Source organism: Acinetobacter sp. Q186-3 (assembly GCF_013420655.1).
GTDB lineage: Bacteria > Pseudomonadota > Gammaproteobacteria > Pseudomonadales > Moraxellaceae > Acinetobacter > Acinetobacter indicus.
On record NZ_VOXS01000006.1, the window covers coordinates 65772 to 83377 of the forward strand.

At 48.3% G+C, this 17606-nt stretch carries 16 protein-coding genes; 10 read left to right on the top strand and 6 right to left on the bottom strand.

Features of this window, described 5'->3' with window-relative positions; genetic code table 11:
- The first annotated feature begins 29 nt into the window (after positions 1-29).
- From dut to FTT64_RS07175, 8 genes are all read left to right on the top strand, one after another.
- Complete coding sequence (gene dut / locus FTT64_RS07140; RefSeq protein WP_005179786.1) at positions 30-482, top strand: dUTP diphosphatase; 453 nt, start codon at positions 30-32, stop codon at positions 480-482.
- Positions 483-675: 193 nt separating this feature from the next.
- Positions 676-2100: a phosphomannomutase/phosphoglucomutase gene (locus FTT64_RS07145; protein ID WP_180182213.1), complete on the top strand. Its 1425-nt coding sequence runs from the start codon at positions 676-678 to the stop codon at positions 2098-2100.
- A gap of 10 nt (positions 2101-2110) precedes the next feature.
- Positions 2111-3013: an acetylglutamate kinase gene (gene argB, locus FTT64_RS07150; protein WP_016659457.1), complete on the top strand. Its 903-nt coding sequence runs from the start codon at positions 2111-2113 to the stop codon at positions 3011-3013.
- Between the two features lie 114 nt (positions 3014-3127).
- Positions 3128-3940 (top strand): GNAT family N-acetyltransferase, encoded by an 813-nt coding sequence (locus FTT64_RS07155; RefSeq protein ID WP_005179781.1) that lies wholly within the window; start codon positions 3128-3130, stop codon positions 3938-3940.
- 86 nt (positions 3941-4026) lie between these two features.
- A complete protein-coding gene (locus FTT64_RS07160; RefSeq protein WP_075168090.1) occupies positions 4027-4875 on the top strand; it encodes a class II glutamine amidotransferase in 849 nt (282 codons plus the stop codon).
- Between the two features lie 256 nt (positions 4876-5131).
- Entirely contained in the window at positions 5132-5587 is a 456-nt protein-coding gene (locus FTT64_RS07165) for a bacteriohemerythrin (protein ID WP_005179777.1), read from the top strand.
- Between the two features lie 166 nt (positions 5588-5753).
- Positions 5754-6836, top strand: coding sequence for a hypothetical protein (locus FTT64_RS07170; protein WP_127800517.1), 1083 nt, complete (start codon positions 5754-5756; stop codon positions 6834-6836).
- Positions 6836-7159 carry an RnfH family protein gene (locus tag FTT64_RS07175; protein WP_005179774.1) on the top strand — a complete coding sequence of 108 codons (324 nt, stop codon included), beginning with the start codon at positions 6836-6838 and terminating at the stop codon, positions 7157-7159. The genes FTT64_RS07170 and FTT64_RS07175 overlap by 1 nt, the downstream gene beginning before the upstream one ends.
- A gap of 42 nt (positions 7160-7201) precedes the next feature.
- Here the strand turns inward: FTT64_RS07175 and FTT64_RS07180 are convergent, their stop codons facing one another.
- Complete coding sequence (locus FTT64_RS07180) at positions 7202-7600, bottom strand: outer membrane protein assembly factor BamE (protein ID WP_005179773.1); 399 nt, start codon at positions 7598-7600, stop codon at positions 7202-7204.
- A gap of 112 nt (positions 7601-7712) precedes the next feature.
- Between FTT64_RS07180 and fur the strand changes: the two genes are divergently transcribed.
- Positions 7713-8150, top strand: coding sequence for a ferric iron uptake transcriptional regulator (gene fur / locus FTT64_RS07185; RefSeq protein WP_005179771.1), 438 nt, complete (start codon positions 7713-7715; stop codon positions 8148-8150).
- Positions 8151-8222: 72 nt separating this feature from the next.
- On the opposite strand, the gene FTT64_RS07190 is transcribed toward fur, so the two are convergent.
- Together FTT64_RS07190 and FTT64_RS07195 are read right to left on the bottom strand one after the other, a co-directional pair.
- A complete protein-coding gene (locus FTT64_RS07190; RefSeq protein ID WP_005179770.1) occupies positions 8223-9341 on the bottom strand; it encodes a PilT/PilU family type 4a pilus ATPase in 1119 nt (372 codons plus the stop codon).
- 27 nt (positions 9342-9368) lie between these two features.
- Positions 9369-10406, bottom strand: coding sequence for a type IV pilus twitching motility protein PilT (locus FTT64_RS07195; RefSeq protein ID WP_005179768.1), 1038 nt, complete (start codon positions 10404-10406; stop codon positions 9369-9371).
- A gap of 123 nt (positions 10407-10529) precedes the next feature.
- Between FTT64_RS07195 and FTT64_RS07200 the strand changes: the two genes are divergently transcribed.
- On the top strand, positions 10530-11216 hold the full coding sequence (locus tag FTT64_RS07200) for a YggS family pyridoxal phosphate-dependent enzyme (RefSeq protein WP_005179764.1): 687 nt from the start codon (positions 10530-10532) through the stop codon (positions 11214-11216).
- 45 nt (positions 11217-11261) lie between these two features.
- Here the strand turns inward: FTT64_RS07200 and FTT64_RS07205 are convergent, their stop codons facing one another.
- Genes FTT64_RS07205 through FTT64_RS07215 form a run of 3 tightly spaced genes read right to left on the bottom strand, consistent with a single transcriptional unit; the run spans position 11262 to position 17228 of the window.
- Complete coding sequence (locus FTT64_RS07205; protein ID WP_180182214.1) at positions 11262-12359, bottom strand: acyltransferase; 1098 nt, start codon at positions 12357-12359, stop codon at positions 11262-11264.
- A gap of 3 nt (positions 12360-12362) precedes the next feature.
- A complete protein-coding gene (locus FTT64_RS07210) occupies positions 12363-15968 on the bottom strand; it encodes an AAA family ATPase (protein ID WP_180182215.1) in 3606 nt (1201 codons plus the stop codon).
- Positions 15969-15977: 9 nt separating this feature from the next.
- Positions 15978-17228 (bottom strand): exonuclease SbcCD subunit D C-terminal domain-containing protein, encoded by a 1251-nt coding sequence (locus tag FTT64_RS07215; RefSeq protein WP_180182216.1) that lies wholly within the window; start codon positions 17226-17228, stop codon positions 15978-15980.
- Positions 17229-17606: the final 378 nt, after the last annotated feature.

The window sequence follows — 17606 nt, forward strand, 5'->3', positions numbered from 1 at the left end:
CCATTCATTGATATAAACAGGAATTACTGATGAAAGTTCAGGTAAAAGTGCTTGATGCACGTTTGGGCCAAGAATGGCCAATGCCAACCTATGCCACCTCTGGTTCGGCAGGTTTGGATTTGCGTGCCTGCGTGCATGAGACCACTGTCATTGAGCCGGGTCAAACCGTATTGGTGAAAACCGGTCTGGCGATTTATATTGAAGATCCGCATTTTGCCGGTTTAATTCTGCCGCGTTCGGGTCTGGGCCATAAACACGGTATTGTGCTCGGCAACCTGGTTGGCCTGATTGATTCTGACTATCAGGGTGAGCTGATGGTGTCGGTATGGAACCGTGGTCAGACTGCATTTAGCCTGGAACCAGGTGAGCGTCTGGCGCAATATGTGCTGGTGCCGGTGGTACAAGCCCAGTTTGATCTGGTTGAGGAATTTGAAGCCACCGAACGTGGTGCTGGCGGTTTTGGCCATACCGGTAAAGCTTAAAATCTGCTTGAATGATAAAGCCTAAACATTAGGCTTTATCACAACACGCTAGAAAGTAACGCAACAAACACTTAAAATTACATTTTGTAGCGTGAATTCTGTTTTCGGCCGCATAGAATCAGTTCTTATATTAACTTATATTAAAAAGCCTAAAACAATCATTCTCCCTATTCATATATAAAGTAGTTCTGCCATGGATATTCAACAGTCCAGTTTCCCTTTTCAGGTTTTCCGTGCTTACGACATTCGTGGCAAGGTGACTTTGCTGACGCCTGAACTGGTGCAAGCGGTGGCGTTGGGTTTGGCCGTACAAATTAAAAACACGGGCAGCACACGCGTGGTGATTGGTTATGATGCTCGACTCAGCAGTCCGGCCTATGCCGATCTGATCATGCAGGTGCTCCAGCAGCAGGGCTTAAGCCCGACCTTAATGGGCTGTTGTTCCAGTCCGATGCTGTATTACATTGCCCGCCAGTTTGATGGCAATGGCATTATGGTTACGGCCAGTCACAATACCAAATCTGACAATGGTATTAAATGGATTCTGGGTGGAGAACCCCCGACGCCAGACAAGATCCAGCAGGTGGCGGCCCATGCCAGCAACTATTTTCTGGCACATCGACAGCAGCCTGTGGCTGAACAGCCGCATCAGATTTATCCGGAATTTTGCCTGCAGTATCAGCAGGCGCTACTCGATGATATTCAATTACAGCGCCGTTTTAAGGTGGTGCTCGATGGTCTGCATGGTTCAGCGGGTCGCTGCGCTGCGCTGGTCTTGCAAAAACTGGGCTGCGAGCTGATCACAATCCGCTGTGAGGCCAATGGGCATTTCCCCGATCATGCCCCAGACCCATCTCAGGAAAAGCATTTAAGCAAGCTGAAACAGGCGGTACAGCAGCATCAGGCAGATTTAGGCATTGCGCTGGATGGCGATGGCGACCGTCTGGTTCTGGTCGATGAACAGGCCAAAGTGATTGGTGCAGACCGTTTGCTGGCGCTGTTTGCCGAAATGTGTTTACAGCAGCATCCACAGCATGAAGTGGTGTTTGATGTGAAGTGTTCGACCATGGTGCGTAATACGGTACGCGCGCTGGGTGGTCATCCGGTGATGATTCGTACCGGCAGCACCTTCCTGCGTCAGTATCTGGCGCAATCAAAGGGAAACGCGGTGTTTGGCGGTGAATATGCCGGGCACTATGTCTTTAATGACGGGCGTGGCTTTGGTTATGATGATGGCCTGTATGCTGCGCTGCGGGTAATGGAATATTTAAGCCAGCGCCCGGAGCGAAGCCTGTCTGAACTGCTGGCCAAATATCCTGAACGCTGCTGTACTGAAGATACTTATATCAGCACCCACAACATTGCTTCAGCGCATGTTTTACATGAGCTTGAAACCTTAAGTCAGCCATTGGCCGCACAATTAAGTAAAATTGATGGCGTTCGACTTGATTTTGAAGATGGTTTTGGCATTATTCGAGCATCGAATACGGGCGAATATTTTACAGTACGTTTTGATGCCGATAATCCGGCACGATTAGCGGATATTCGTCATACCTTTGTTTCCATGCTGAGCAACCGTTATCCGCAGATTGCTCAAGACATTTTAGATGCTCAATAAGGAGAGGCGCATGCCACAGCAACAGACTGGCATCGACAAAGCACAGATTCTGACAGAAGCTTTGCCGTATATTCAACGTTTTATGGGTAAAACGCTGGTCGTGAAATATGGTGGCAATGCCATGACCGATCCTGAGCTGGAAAGTTCATTTGCACGTGACATTGTGCTGCTTAAAACGGTCGGTTTAAACCCGATTGTGGTGCATGGCGGTGGTCCACAGGTCGATTCCTTCCTGAAACAGCTGGGCCGCGAATCTGACCGTATTGATGGCATGCGCGTGACTGATCCGGCGACCATGGAAGTGGTAGAAATGGTGCTTGGCGGTAGCGTGAATAAATCTATCGTCAATTTAATTAACCAGCATGGCGGCCGTGCCATTGGTTTGACCGGTAAAGATGGCAACCTGATTCGGGCCAAAAAACTGCTGATGGAAAAAACCGCAGAAGATGGTTCAGTACAGAAAATTGACTTAGGCTTGGTCGGCGAAGTGGTCGGCGTGAAAACCGACGTACTGGAAATGTTTACCCAAAGCGATTTTATTCCGGTGATTGCGCCGTTAGGCGTCGACGAAGACGGTAATACCTATAATATTAATGCCGATCTGGTCGCTGGTAAGGTGGCTGAAGCTTTGGGCGCAGAAAAACTGATTCTGTTGACCAACATTACGGGTGTACTGGATGCCAACAAGAATCTGCTGACCGGTTTAACCACTCAGGAAGTCGATCAGTTAATTGAAACCGGCGTAATTTATGGCGGTATGATTCCGAAAGTAGGCTGTGCGCTGGATGCCGTCAAAAATGGCGTGGTCAGTGCGCATATTGTCGATGGCCGTGTGCCACATGCCTCTTTGCTGGAAGTCTTTACTGACCATGGAGTGGGCACTTTAATTACCAACCGTGCCGCCAAACACTAAGAGTTAAAACAACTCAAGGTCTCTAAGGAGGCCTTTTTTTATGGCTGATTTTTGGTCATTGAATTGTCATCTGCATCGCCTAGTGTATAGGCAGAACATTAGGAGTGCTGATCGATGTTAGCCAAACTCAATCAATATCGACAAAATTTGAGTTTTCCTTTAAGCAAAAAAAATCATACCAAATATGATTTTAAAACCACAACAAAAACAGAATACAGCTTTGAATGGGTTGAAAATTTAAAACAGTTAAAAGAAGTACAGCAATTTCGTGCCGAGCAGTTTGCCAACCAGTTCGGTTTGCAGTTTGAGCATGGACTGGATCAGGATGTTTACGATTTTGGCTGCGAACATGCCGTATTAAGGGATAAGGCCAGTGGGGAAATTGTGGCCTATACCCGATTAAAACTGTTTCAAGGGCATGAGCTGGCGCAAAGTTATAGTGCCAGCGAATTTGCCATTGAAGAGCAATTAAAGCATCTCAACAATATTGTGGAAATTGGCCGTACCTGCGTGCATCCACGGCATCGGGCCGGTAAAGCCTTATCCATTTTATGGCTGAATCTGGTGCCCAAAGTACTGTGGAGCATGAAAGCCCGCTATTTGATTGGCTGTGTTAGTGTGCGTTTAGAAGGCAATGAAGCGCGTGCCTATCATACCCATCAGTATATCCAGCAGTTAAGCGAACAGCAGCGCTGTAGCATTGCCTCGAAACAGGCGTATATTCCGCAGGCCTCTGAAATGACTTCGCTGAAACAGGGCCGGATTCCCAAGCTGTTTGATATTTACCTGAAAATGCAGGGCAAGCTGTCCACCGAAGCCTATTATGATCAGGAGTTTAACTGTCTGGATTATTTTGTCTTTGTCGAAATGAACCAGGTGCTAAAAAAGATGGTACTCAAGAAAAATACCCGTCACATTGTGGAATAAATAAAACTTTGCAGCGATTGTGATTTGCATGGCCTGACAGAGTCATGCACAATAAATGCAGTTTTAATCAGATGTTGAAGTCCTGTATGTGCCAGTTACTCGGAATGAATTGTGCAACACCTACTGATATTACCTTTTCATTTCGTGGTTTTTCACAACGTGCTGGCATAACTTCCGACCATAGTGATGGTTTTGGCATCGCCTTTTTTGAAGACAAGGCCTGCCGCTTATTTGTCGATAACCAGTCGGCAGTGGAATCACCGATTGCCGAGCTGGTACGCAACTATCCAATTAAATCACGCAATGTGATTGCGCATATTCGCAAAGCCACGCAAGGCAAAATTACCCTGGAAAATTCCCATCCCTTTATTCGGGAGCTGTGGGGACGCCACTGGATTTTTGCCCATAATGGCGATTTACACCATTTTGATCCAGCCTTAAGCGGTCATTTTACCCCGGTGGGCAATACCGATAGCGAGCGGGCATTCTGTTATTTGCTCGATCAGATGGTACTGAAATTCGGTTTTGTGGAACCGTCTTTAGAGCAGCTCTTTGAACTGCTGACCGAAATTTCCCCGAAAATTGCCGAGCATGGCACCTTTAACTTCTGTCTGTCTAATGGTCAGGCGCTGTTTAGCTATGCCACCACCAAACTGCACTGGCTGGTGCGTGAATACCCGTTTAAACCGGCACAATTAATTGATATTGATGTCGAGGTCGATTTTAGCCAGGTTACCACACCGGAAGATCGGGTGGCGGTGATTACCACTGAACCGTTGACTCAAAATGAAACCTGGCAGGCTTTTAGCCCCGGCGAAATGATTTTATTCCAGCAGGGACAGCCGATCAGAAAACAGCTGACTTATATTGAACGTTTGGAAAAAGAACGTCTGAATCCGGAATTAAAACGGATTACCCGCGCCGATCAATATTAATCTACTGTTGTATATTTTATTTTAAATAGTGCCGTATTTTATTTAAGTCTAAAAATACGGCAGAAAATAATAAAACGGTTAAATAATAACTGACTCTTTTGCTCAGGTTAAAATAATATAAACATTATAAAACAAGGGTTTGTGTGAATTTGTTGGCAGAAACAGGAATCCCAAGTAAATCACTTCATTTTTATTTTAAATTAAATATGGCTACTATGCTCAAAGTTTATAAATCATTTGATTCAGGGGTGGTCGTATGAAAATGAAGTGGATTCCAGAATATAATACTGGCATCGATGTGATTGATGACCAACATAAACGTATTCTTGATTATATTAACGAAATTGTCGAGATTGGTGAAAATACCGATCGTGCCCGTATTAAACAGATTCTCGATAATATTATTGACTATACCCAGTCTCATTTTACCTTTGAAGAATCTTTACAAGAAGAAGCCGGTTATAAATACCGCGTACCACATAAACGCGTACATGACTTATTTATTAAAAAAATCGAGTCGTATCGTGAACGCTTTGAAATGGGGCATTCCATTGAAGGAGAACTGCACGAAGTGTTGTCAAAATGGTTAATTAACCATATTCAGCATGATGATGCAGATTATGTTGGCGCTGTAAAAGAAAATATGATGGGTATTATTCAGGAAAAAGAAAAGAAAAAAGGTAAAAACTGGTTTGCCCGTTTCTTCTCATAAACAGAATAAATTACTGCACAATTAATAAAACCAGAGAACAACAATATTGGACTAAAAACTAGCGCAGCAAACCATTGATGGCAATGGTTTGCTTTTTCTTTTTTAGTTTTTGATTTTCCCGGGTGACAAGGGCAAAATAGCGATAGATTTTTATTAGGAAAGCATCATGCAGGACAATGCTATGTCACGATGGTTATCGCCGCTGATGGCATTTTGTTTATCATTTATTCTGATTGCCACACTGGCACCGGTCACTGGCATTCAGCTGGAACGTCAACTGGACTTCTGGCTGCTGTGGTTGGGTACCATGCTGGTGCTGGCCTTGCCATTGACCTATATGGAAATTGCGCTGGCCAAGCGCTCAAAAACTACAGCCTTGCAGGCTCTATCCAGTTTGACCCGTGATGCCGATGCCTCTGCACAGTGGCGTCTGGTGGGCTGGCTGGCCGCGGTGTTTATTCCATTTTTAGCAGGCGCGATGCTGTTTAATGTCAGCCAAATGCTGACCCAGCTGGCACTGCCAACGATTCTACCGTTGTGGATTTTTATTGGCTTGGCACTGGTTGCCCTGGCATTGTCTTTTATTTCGCGTCTGCTGCTGCTTGGCCTGACTGCGGTCGGTGTGATTGCTGCCTTTATTCTGGCGCAAGTGATGGGTGCTCCGGTTGCTGAATGGCAAATGACCGCGCTTGAGTTTGGCGAGTGGGGCAATGCCACAGTACTGGCGTTGGTGGCTAGTGGCCTAGGTCTGGGTCTGTACTGGCAAACCAGTTTGCCGGCGGTACAACAGCAACAGGTGGCGACCAAAACCGTGTTCCCGATCTGGCTGGCGCAATTACTGGCCGTGATTGCCTTTGCTTTCTTTGCCGCGACTGCTCAGCTACCCGCTTTTGCGCTGGCTTTTGCTGTGGTGATGGCTGCTGCGCTCATCCTGCAACTGGCACGTGAACAGTTGGCACAGCGTCAGATTGCAGTGGCAATTCAATGGATCATTCTGCTGGCAGCCACGTTGATCTGGGCCATTCCAGGTCTGGCCAGTGTGTTAAATCCGCTGCTGATGATCTGGGGCCTGGTGATTTGTCTGATTTATGCGATTTTCGCCGGTTGGATCATGAAAATCAGTCATTTGCGTAAATCCATGAACTTCAGCAGTGAAGCCTTTTATAACCTGTGGCGTATTGCCATCCGTATTGTCTTGCCACTGGCAATTATTGCTGCGCTGCTGGCCGTGATTGGACAAATGTTCTGATGACTGCGCAGTATGTCTGGGTGGCTTTTGCCTCAGCCGAACAGCAGTTTCATCTGGCAGTGCCGTATCAAAATGGCATGACTGCGCTGGATGCGATTCAGCAGAGCGGGATTAGCGAACAGGTCAGTTTGCCTGAACCGCTGCAACTGGGAATTTTTGGTAGCCGTTTAACCGATGCGCAGCAGCCACTGCAACCGGGTGACCGGGTCGAGATTTACCGGCCGCTGACCATTAATCCGAAAGATATCCGCCGCAAACGAGCAGCGAAAAACCCAGTGGGCCGCTATGCCAAAGGCAATCGCTTTAAGCAATTGAGTTCATAAGAAAAACCCCTCACTGAGGGGTTTCTTTTTATCTGAAAGGGGCTATAGTGGGGGCGCGGTTAAAATTGCTTCTTTTGAACCCGGTAAGCCTGGTTGCTGTTCAGGAATGGTTTCTAAACCTTCAATTTTCTGCACAATACCGGTTTGATCGAAGTAGATTTTTAAGTGTTGACCTTGTGCAGCGGGAATCTTGGCTTTTTTAGCATAGGTTCCTGGGATATAATGGTAAATATAGTCCCAACGTAAAGGATTCATTGGATCTGAAATGGTTGGGCTACCCAGCAAAAAGCGGACCTGTTGGTGGCTCATGCCGACCTGAATTTTTGCAGCTTGTGCTTGGGTTAAGGGGGTGCCTTGAGGAATATCTACTTTATAAACGCCCAAGGTCGAACAACCCATGAGCAATGAAGTGACGAATAACGTCAACATGACTTTTTGCATTTTGCTACACTATCCCAATTAATTATTGATGCATTCGATCCAAGCATAGATCATACTGCATCTTAACTTTGTTGCATATTCCAACTTTAATTTTGTTGAGAGACCTTTTTTCATGCCTATTTCAAATCAAGATCTACGCAAAGCTGGCCTTAAAGTTACACTTCCACGAATTAAAATATTGGAATTATTAGAAAATTCAAGACAACATCACTTAAGCGCGGAAGATATTTACAAGACTTTACTCGAACAGGGTGAAGATGTGGGTTTAGCAACTGTGTATCGCGTGTTAACACAGTTTGAAGCCGCGGGGATTATCGAGCGTCATAATTTTGAAAATAATCATTCGGTTTTTGAAATTATGCAGGAAGATCACCACGACCACCTGGTATGCCAGAACTGTAATAAAGTGGTGGAATTTACCAACGACGTAATTGAACACGAACAGCATGAAGTGGCGAAAAAGTTTGGTTTTGAACTGACCGGTCACTCACTGAATTTATATGGCTACTGCGATGCGCCGGAATGCCGCGAAGCGTTCCGTAAAAAATAAGCGCAAAACTGCCAATCAATAAATCAACCCATAAAAACAGGCTGAAGATCAGCCTGTTTTTTTTGCCTAAAATTATTGCCCGTCGAAGGTAATATTCGAAGTGGCATGCATTAAACGCTCGCCGCCTTCTTCCGACAGCTTGATTTGCAGACGCAAATCGTTTGGCGAGTCGGCATGTTTCAGGGCATCTTTGTAGCTGATCTGCTTGGCTTTATACAGGTCATACAGGGCCTGGTCAAAGGTTTGCATACCCAACTCACGTGAACGCTTCATCAGGTCTTTAATTTCGTGCACATCGCCTTTACGGATTAAATCGGACACCAGTGGCGAGTTAATCAGCAGTTCAATCGCGGCACGACGTGAGTTGCCATCAATAGTAGGAATCAGCTGCTGTGCCACAATGGCTTTCAGGTTCAGTGATAAATCCATAAACAGCTGGCCATGACGGTCAGCCTCAAAGAAGTGGATAATCCGGTCAATGGCTTGGTTGGCGTTGTTGGCGTGCAGGGTGGCAAATACCAGGTGACCGGTTTCGGCAAAGGCAATTGCATAATCCATGGTTTCACGTGAACGGATCTCACCAATCAGGATCACATCTGGGGCCTGACGCAAGGTGTTTTTCAGTGCCACTTCAAACGAATCGGTATCAATGCCTACTTCACGCTGGGTAATAATACAGCCGGCGTGTTCGTGCACAAATTCAATCGGGTCTTCAATGGTGATGATATGACCTTTGGAATTCTGGTTACGATAACCAATAATTGACGCCAAAGAGGTCGATTTACCGGTACCGGTTGCCCCGACAAAGATGATGATGCCACGTTTGGTCATGGCCAGATCTTTTAAAATCGGTGGCAGTTTCAGTTCTTCCATGGTCGGAATTTTGGTTTCAATCCGACGCAGCACCATGCCCGGTTCATCACGCTGCTGAAAAGCGCTGACACGGAAACGTGCGCTTTTATCACGGTTGGTGATGGCAAAGTTACATTCACGGGTATCGGCAAATTCCTTGCGCTGCTTGTCGGTCATAATCGAGTTGAGCAGCTGGCCGACAATTTCCCCGGTCAGTTTGGATTTGGCCACTGGCACAATCTGGCCGTTAATTTTCATGGAAGGCTCAACATCGGCCGTAATAAACAGGTCCGATGCTTTTTGCTGAATCATTAAATTCAATAAATCATTAAAGTCCATAGCGCTGTCCTGGCTTCCTGCACACGATTAGAGGAACGATTCTGGCTGTTTCGCCACAGTACGCGCGGTCTGTGGACTGATCACGCCACGGCTGACCAGGGCTTTCAGGCTCTGGTCCAGCGTACTCATACCGTAGTTGGCACCGGTTTGAATGGCCGAGTACATCTGTGCAACCTTGTTTTCACGAATCAGGTTACGGATGGCCGGAATCCCGATCATGATTTCATGCGCCGCCACACGGCCACCGCCATTTTTCTTGAGCAGGGTTTGTGAAATGACCGCCTGTAAAGATTCAGACAGCATGGCACGCACCATATCTTTTTCTTCGGCCGGAAAGACGTCAATCACACGGTCAATGGTTTTTGCCGCCGAGGTGGTATGCAGGGTACCAAAGACCAGGTGACCGGTTTCTGCCGCGGTAAGTGCCAAACGGATGGTTTCCAGGTCACGCATCTCACCGACCAGAATAATATCCGGGTCTTCACGCAGCGCCGAACGTAGTGCTTCATTAAAGCCGTGGGTATCACGATGCACTTCACGCTGGTTGACCAGACATTTTTTAGACTGATGCACAAATTCAATTGGGTCTTCCACGGTCAGGATGTGGTCATAGCGATTGTCATTGATATAGTCAATCATCGCCGCCAGGGTGGTGGATTTACCCGAACCAGTCGGCCCCGTGACCAGCACCAGGCCACGTGGATAGTCACAGATATCTCTAAAGATTTGACCCATTCCCAAATCTTCAATGGTCAGCACTTTAGAGGGAATGGTACGAAACACCGCGCCTGCACCGCGGTTCTGGTTAAATGCGTTAACACGGAAACGCGCCACGCCCGGGACTTCAAACGAGAAGTCGGTTTCCAGGTTATCTTCATAATCACGGCGCTGTTTGTCGTTCATGATGTCATAGACCAGCTTGTGGACTTCTTTATGTTCCAAGGCGGGCAAATTGATGCGGCGTACTTCACCATCCACACGAATCAGTGGCGGCATGCCTGCCGACAGGTGTAAATCCGATGCCCCATTTTTTGCCGAAAAGGCCAATAGTTCTGTAATATCCATAAGTTCCCCGAGATCATATAAATCTTAATTATTTTGTTAGAATAATACGGCTTTCCCTCAGCTTAACCAACACCTAGCACGAGGGCAAAGTAAAAAAGATGAATGAAAATGAGAACCGCATCAATGAATAGCCTGCAAAAATCGCGTCAACATGTGTTAGAACAAATTCAGCATGCCTGTCAGCAGGCGCAGCGTGACCCGGCAGAGGTCCAGCTGCTGGCGGTTTCCAAAACCCATCCGAGTGCTGTGTTGCAGGAAATGTACCAGACCGGACAGCGAGCCTTTGGCGAAAACTATTTACAGGAAGCGCTGGAAAAAATTGAGGCGCTGCAGGATTTAGAGATTGAGTGGCATTTTATTGGCCATGTGCAGCGCAACAAAACCAAACATCTGGCTGAAAAATTTGCCTGGGTACATGGGGTAGACCGGCTGATTATTGCTGAGCGCTTGTCCAATCAGCGCAGCGATCAGCAGGCGCCACTGAATATCTGCCTGCAGGTCAATATTGATGGACAGGATAGCAAAGATGGCTGTAGCCCTGGCGAAGTACCGGCGCTGGTCGAGCAGATCAGTCGGTTGCCGAATTTACGTTTACGTGGCCTGATGGTGATTCCGGCACCAAATAACACTGCCGCCTTTCAGGATGCCAAACAACTGTTTGATACGGTCAAGGCGCAACATGCACAGCCTGCAGATTGGGATACGTTAAGTATGGGCATGTCCGGTGATTTAAATGCAGCAATTGCCGCAGGTTCGACCATGGTGCGGATTGGTACGGCATTATTTGGTGCGCGCGATTATTCGAAATAATGCTGCATTACAATATTCAGATTGTTCTTTGGTGTCACAGCCTGCTTAGGATAAGTGCCGTTCAATTCGGCGAGGTGGTTCCAGTTTTTGCGCCACCAGCCAGGCAAAACCAATCAGCACCGCCATCGTGATAATCAGGCTGAGCAGAGCCACTCCTAAACCATGCTGCAGCGTAAACGGGAAACAGCCCAGGATAAAAATCAGCAACGGGAAATGGGTGATATACAGGGTATAGGAAAACTGCGCGGAAGCCGGCCAGATCACCTGAATCTGCCGTTCACCACGCGCCAGTTGTAGCAGCCAGCAGGCCGCTGCAATCCCGATACACAGGTTAAACAGCCTGAAATTTTCGCCAGTATAGTACTGCGCCAGATAAATGGAGTGAAACTGGTAGGCATCAAACAGGGCAATCAGCACCGCCAAGAGCAGAAAACCGGATTTAAAATAGTGCAGTTGGGCGGCTGGAATCTGTTTGCTCCATGCCGGACTGGCAAAAGCAAAAGCCAACAACCAGACCAGAAAATAAATCAGGAACTGGATATTGAGCAGGCTTAAGCCAAGCAGCAGGGTTAAAAACAGCAGGATGCTCCCAGGTCTGAATGTCACCAGACAACCGGCCAGAACATAAAACCAGACTTCATAACTCAGGCTCCAGAGGGCAGCATTGGCCGATACGGTTGGCGTTACAAAACCATTGACGAAAAACAGTGAACCGAGAAAATCGGCTGCATTAATGTCATAGCTGTGCCGGATCATAAAGCTTTGGCTCGCCTCAATGTTATGGGAGCCGGATGCAAAGAAATAGGGCGCCAGTGCATACAATAACAAGGTCAGCAACATGGCAAATAAAAATGGTCCCAGAATACGCTGGCAGCGTTGCCGGCTATAGGCCAAGCCTGAAAACTGTCGATGGCGATGGATATTGTGACGGATGGAATGTCCAATCAGATAGCCGCTTAGAACAAAGAACATCATCACTGCGGCTTGTCCGAGCAGACGCACACCCGAATAGAGGGTTTGATCCAGCGGACCAATAAAGGCCTGAAAACAGTGGCTGAACAGCACCAGAATGGCACTCCATCCGCGCAGGCTTTCCAGCTGCAGGCTGAGCTGCGGCGAGAGCGGACGATAGTGCCAGAACATGGTCTAGCCTACGATCTGCAGGGTACTGGCCCCAGCACCAATTGGTTTGACCTGAATTTGGACCGGAATCCGTTCGTGAATTTCCTGAATATGGGAAATCAGCACCACTTTACGGCCCTGGCTTTGCAGCCGGTCGAGTGCGTTCATCACCATATGTAGCGAGGCCGGATCGAGCGTCCCAAAGCCTTCATCAATAAACAGCGATTCCAGTTTCATGGAGCCGGAGGCCATATTGGCAATGGCCAGTGCCAGCGCCAGTGATACCAGGAAGGTTTCACCCCCCGATAAAGACAGTACCGGCCGGATTTCGCCATTCATGTCATGATCCAGAATCGCGAGGCCCAGACTGTTGGGAATACGTTGTAGCTGATAACGCGGCGCCAGTGGCTGCAGTTGCTGGTTGGCATGTTCCACCAGAATATCCAGATGATGTTCCTGGGCAATTTTCTGGAATTTGGTGCCTTCCTTGCTGCCAATTAAATCGGCAATCCGGCCCCAGCGATATTCTTCAGCCTGAATTTTTTCAATCTGGCTCTGGAATTTGGACAGTTGTGCCTGCGCCTGTTGCTGCATGCGTAACTGGGTTTCCAGCTGGTTAAACTGCTCCTGCAAGCTGTTTTTTTCTTGTTCCAGCTGTTCCAGTTGGGTGGTCACCTCATCATAGCTGGCAGTTGGTTGCTGGGCCTGATGCTGCTGGAATTGCTCCTGCAATACATCCAGCGCACTTTGTGCACTGAGCATGGCTTGCTGCTGTTGCTGGATGGCCTGACGCATGGCCTGCCAGCTGGCCAGATCAATACCCAGACACTGCTCAATCTTCTCGGCAGTGAACTGTGGATGCTGGCTTTGCCACTGCTGAATGTTGTGCTGTAGCTGCTGTACACTTTCCAGAAGCTGCTGCTGGCGTGTATGCAGGTCTTGCTGTTTCAGCTGCGCCTGCTGGAATTGCTGTTCCAGCTGACGGCAGTGCAGGTGTTGCTGTTCTACCTGCTGCTGGAGTTGTTGCTGCTGCTCTCGTAACAGCTGCTGCCAGGCTTTGCCGGTATCCAGCACCTGTCCAGCATGTTGCTGGCTGAGATCACGTACCTGCTGGCGCAACTGGCTGCCTTGAGTTTGTGCATGGGTAAGGTCATTGCTCAGCTGTTGCTGTTGCTGCTGATAGAACTGTAGTTGCTGTTCGCCGTCTTTGATCTGGCGCTGTAATTCCTGCTGCTGTTGCAGGCATTGCTCGCGCTGTTGCAGGTATTGAGTCCGGCTGCTCAGCAGGGCAATAAGAGTCTGACACATCTCGGCCTGGTTCGCCCATTGCGCTTGCTGGGCCGGTTCCAGTGCCTGGGTAACCGGTTCAATCAGTTGTTCCAGCTGCTGGAATTGCTGACAGAGTAACTGCAGGGACTGAATCTGTTGCTGCAAATGTTGCAGCTGCTGGGTCTGGCTTTTCAGCTGTTGCTGGCGAGTTTTTAGCTGCTGTAACTGCTGTTGCTGCTGATTTAGCTTGTGTTGCAGTGTGGTCTGCAAGGCGGTCAGATCGTGTGCTGTATCATCCAGCTGTGTGTTTGGGCTGAGCTTTTGAACCTGCTGCAGTTTCTGTTGCACACTGTCTTGAAGCTGGCTAGAGCGTAGCTGTTTCTGTTCTAGCAGGGTTTGCTGTTTGGAATGTTGTAGTTGTAATTGCTGGAGCTGCTGCTGGCACTGCTGTTCCTGCTGCTGGGCCTGTTGTAACTGGGTGTCCTGCACCGACTGCAGTGCAGATTCCAGCAAATCCTGATGACTGACAAATGGATGCTCAGTGCTACCGCAGACCATACACGGCTGTTCTGCTTGCAGCTGCTGACGCAACTCCTGCACACTTTGTGCCTGCAATAAACGCTGCTGGGCAAAAATCTGTTCCAGCTGTTCACGTGCCGTCTGGGCATTCTGGTAGTGCTGCTGTGCTTCAGTTTGCGCCTGTTGCAAGCTGCTTAGCTCGGCCTGAAGCTGGGTCATGTGCTGCTGTAATTGCTGCTGTTCCTGCTGCTCGTTCAGCATGTGTTGTAACAGGAACAGGGCTTGTTCCAGCTGCTGGCTGTGTTGCTGGTGCTGTACCTGCTGCTGTTCCAGTTCTGTTGCTTGCTGTTCCAGTTCAGCCATTGAGCCGGCCTGCTGGAGCGCATCGGCCTGTTGCTGTTTTACATCATCTAGCTGCTGTTGCAACTGGGCCAGTGAACTGTGCGCATGTGCCGGTGCCTGCTGCTGTAGCTGTTGCTGCAGTTTCTGAAATTGCTGCAAGCGTTGCAAAATACTGTGCGGCTCACGGTCAAATACTGCCAGAAAGGCATGCTGGACCGATTGCTGTTCCAGATGTTCTAAATGCGTATGCAACTGCTGTAAGTGCTGTTGCTGGCCGTGCTGCTGGGTGGTTAGTGGCGTAATTTTTTCATGTTGAATCTGTTTCAGCTGGGCATCGGCTTCTTTATAGCGCTGAATCAGATGCTCAATCTGGCCATCCAGCTGTAGTGCCTGTTCTAACACGGGTTGTAACTGTAGCTGTTCTTTCTGCTGTTGTTGCGCGCTGTGCTGCAATTGTTCCAGCTGCTGCTGTGCCTGCTGATGCTGCTGTTCACAGTGTTGAAATTCCGGCTGGAATTGCTCAAGTTGCTGCGCTAGTTGTTGCTGTTGCAACTGTTGCTGGCGCTGCTGCAGATACTGTTCACGGATTTCCTGAAACTGGTCCAGCTGCGCCAGCAGGTCACGCTGCGGCTGCATTTTCTGGTTGGCATCGACCTGCACCAGATAAAATTCTTTTTTGGCCTGAATTTCACTGTGCAGACGATGTTGCTGCTTGTACCAGCTTAAATCATTCAACAGCAGTTTTTCGCTTTGCAGTTTTTCATGCAGACTCAGTTTGCTCTGGGCATGCTGCTGTTGCAGGGCTTGTAGCTGCTCATCACTAAGCAACTCAATATGCCCCATCAGCTGTTGTAACTGTTCTTTTTCGCTGCGAATCTGGCGGATTTTTTCAAAGGCTTTCTGACTGACCAGACTGAAAATATGGGAATTGGTCAGATATTCCAGCAAGTCGGCGCGGTCCTGATCTTTGGCCTTTAAAAACGCACCCACTTCAGACTGGGCCAGCAAGACGGCGCGGGTAAACTGCTCAAAACTCAGCCCAATCAGCTTTTCAACAGTCGGGGTGCATTCCGAAATTTTCTGGGTCAGCACGCGCTGATCTTCCACAGCGGTAATCGCGCGTTCGACTTTTAAATTGCCATCGACCTTGTTACGGGCGCGGCGCACTTCCCAGCGTGCCAGATAACGCTTTTGATCCAGCGCAATAAATTCCAGTTCGGCAAAGCCTTGGGTACAGCCGCGGCGCAGAATATTTTTAGAATCTTTAATCGAGATGCCCTGACCGCTGGCATCTTTAAGCGCCCCGGCAGCGCCGTTTAAGCGCGGAATCTGGTCATACAGCGCCAGACACATGGCATCGAGCAGGGTCGATTTACCGGCCCCAGTTTTTCCGGTAATCGCAATCAGGCCGGCATGAGCCAGCGGTGCGCTTTCAAAGTTGATGTCCTGGGTGCCGGCAATAGAAGCCAGATTATTCAGACTTAAACGTAAAATTTTCATGTCTGATCCTTATGGCTGTTCTTGTTCAAGGCTATGCTGCGCTTCAATCAGCAGCTGCATAAAATCTCGCTCGACCGAGGCATCCGGCTGATAGCCCATTTTGCTCCACAACTGTTTGAATAAGCTGTCCGGTGTGGGCGGGGCCAGATCAATTTTGGACTGATCTGCGGCCTGATCTTCCTGTGGGGTGTAGACCCGGCAAATGCGTAACAGGCGATAGCGCTGTTCCGGTAAGGTCTGTTCAATCTGCTGGCGTAAATCGACCGGTGGTGGTACATCGGTGCTGTATTCAATTTCCAGATAATCACGCTGGCAGATGCGTTCCACCGTACCTTGCGGGAGGGCTTTCAGTTGCTGAAACACTTCATCCAGACTGCCGCGAATACGGTGCAGCTGTACACTGCGCGGAATCAGCAGTGAGTCCAGTTGCAGGCGCTGTTCGGGCGCAACCTGCGGGTCAATCTTGACCTCGAGCACCTGATGCTTGTACTGGATTTCACTAAAAGACAGCGGAATTGGCGAGCCGCTATAGCGGATATGTGGATGCTGGACTTTTTGTGGTTTATGCAGATGGCCCAGCGCGACGTAGTCAATCACATCATCAAACAGGGCAGTGGAAAGTGCTTCTTCATGACCAATAATGATCGGCCGTTCTGAATCTGAAGTTTCGCCGCCTTGCATATGCGCATGTGACATCAGGATTAATGCCTGATCTTCCGTTTTACGGCGTTTGGCTTCGGCAATCAGCTGCTGATGCAAATAGGCAATCGCATTCTGGGCGTTCTGGGTCTGCTCATTCAGTCCGGTAATTTCCGCAGTGCGTAAAAATGGCAGAGTCAGACACCAGGCAATAACTTTGTTTTCGGCATCATAAATTGGCACCAGTAAACGGTCGAGATCCAGCTGGTTGTCGGCATTGCGCTGAATCACCCCAACCGCCTTGGCCTTAAACTTGGCCAGCAACGGTTCCACCTGTTCAATGCGGTAGCCGGAGTCATGGTTGCCGGCAATCATCAGGGTCTGCATGTGCGGTGCAATGGCGTGGGCATCGGCCAGAAACTGGTACAGCTGGCGCTGCGCGCTGGAGGCCGGGTTAATCACATCAAAAATATCCCCGGCAATAAACAGGGCATTCGGCTGTTTTTCCTGGATTTGTTCTAATAACCAGTCTAAAAACTGTGCATGTTCATATTCACGATCGTGGTTATGGAAAAATTGCCCCAAATGCCAATCTGACGTATGAAAAAAATGCACTGCCATGTCATCAACCTGTTTTGCTTTAGGCAAGCATACTATAGCTGAGGGCGAAATTTAAAATTCTGTACCGGTATAAAACGCTGACGTTTAATCTTTATTGTCCTGAAGATGAGTGCTGCTCACCAGCAAAGGCCAGACAAATAAAAGCCGACGATTCGAGTGATGATAAATCGTCGGCCAAATAAAAAGTGCGATGAACAAAGCATTTGGCTGCTATACAAAAACTTGATTCACATTCGCTTATTGCTTTAGCAAAGCTTCCCGAAAAATTTGTGGATGCCGTTACAAATTCGCCGGAGATGAAGCTTGTGCCCTATATAACGCCTGTTCGGGCACAACGGTTGACAGGATCATGCAAAAAAAATTAATTTTTTTTATACT